Raw genomic sequence first — 1,080 nt, forward strand, 5'->3', positions numbered from 1 at the left:
TCGCAGCTTTAGCTTTGCTGGAACAAGCTATACCGCGTAGGTCAGAAGAAGAAAATAAAGGGTCTAGATGGAGAACAAACTGGTCACCGTAGATGAAGCTTTTTCTGGAGAGTGTGAGGGGAGAGATCTTGTGTCGATAGAGTCTTACGAAGATCCTTGCTCTTATTTGGGTTACGAGCTCGGAGCTTGGGCTATTGCATATCTGGCGTATTTAAGTGGGCCAGATATCTTGCTTGAAGAATTTCATCCGATTGTCGCGGACCTCGGCTGGCGCGAAGCTTTTGAAGAAGTTGCTGGCACCTCCTTGGAGGACTTTAGTGCTGAATTTATGTTGTTCATGGATCAATCAACTGAGGAGAGACTGGAGATCCTCAACGTAGAGTAGGTGAGCCATGTAGTCAGCCCAACTCCTGAAACTCTCTGACCCACCCAGGGTCACATAGAACCTCAACACGACGCTATATTCGTGGAAATCCAACGAGTTAGCGGGTGTGAAAAGAACTACGGATCAGAAGGTTGGGGGTTCGAATCCCTCCGGGCGTGCCATTGTGTCTGGACTTCAAAGACAGACCTTTTTCACTCTTTCTTACGCCCTTGTATACAGTCTTGGAATGGTGTCCTCCAGCGCCCGGACAGTGGACGAGTACCTCAGTTCACTTTCTCTTGAGCGCCAGCAAACGATATCTACGATTAGGAAGCTGATAAACGAAAATCTCCCTACTGGCTTCAACGAGGTAATGAACTGGGGGATGATTTCCTACGAGATTCCTCTCGAATTGTCTGGGCCGACATATAACGGCCAGCCACTGATGTGGGTGGCCTTGAGCTCTCAGAAGCAGTACTGCTCGCTTTACTTGACTGGTTTGTATTCGAGCCAGGACCAACTCGAAGATTTTCAGGCTAAGTGGATTGCTCGAGGCTTAAAGCTGGATATGGGTAAGTCATGCATCCGCTTCAAAGGGGTAGAGAATCTCCCACTCGATTTGATTGCTGAGGTCATTCAAAGCAAAACCCCCAAACAGGCTCTCGACATGATTGAAGTGGCAAGGGGTCGGCGAAGCCGATAATTCACGATGTCAG

2 protein-coding genes and 1 pseudogene are annotated in these 1,080 nt (G+C 48.6%); all 3 read left to right on the plus strand.

Going from position 1 to position 1,080, the window contains the following annotated elements; translation table 11 throughout:
* The 3 genes and pseudogenes from EBR25_14445 to EBR25_14455 all read left to right on the plus strand — a co-directional run bounded on the left by EBR25_14445 (position 1) and on the right by EBR25_14455 (position 1,067).
* Positions 1–86 (plus strand): annotated as a pseudogene (locus tag EBR25_14445) (sterol desaturase family protein).
* Positions 68–385 (plus strand): hypothetical protein, encoded by a 318-nt coding sequence (locus EBR25_14450; GenBank protein NBW42169.1) that lies wholly within the window; start codon positions 68–70, stop codon positions 383–385. The pseudogene EBR25_14445 and the gene EBR25_14450 overlap by 19 nt, the downstream one beginning before the upstream one ends.
* Before the next feature lie 106 nt (positions 386–491).
* On the plus strand, positions 492–1,067 hold the full coding sequence (locus EBR25_14455; GenBank protein NBW42170.1) for a DUF1801 domain-containing protein: 576 nt from the start codon (positions 492–494) through the stop codon (positions 1,065–1,067).
* Positions 1,068–1,080: the final 13 nt, after the last annotated feature.

This window comes from bacterium (genome assembly GCA_009926305.1).
Lineage (GTDB): Bacteria > Bdellovibrionota_C > UBA2361 > UBA2361 > RFPC01 > RFPC01.

Excerpts from the sequence above, each read along its gene's own strand:
- EBR25_14450 (NBW42169.1), top strand. The coding sequence starts at position 68 with ATGGAGAACAAACTGGTCACCGTAGATGAAGCTTTTTCTGGAGAGTGT.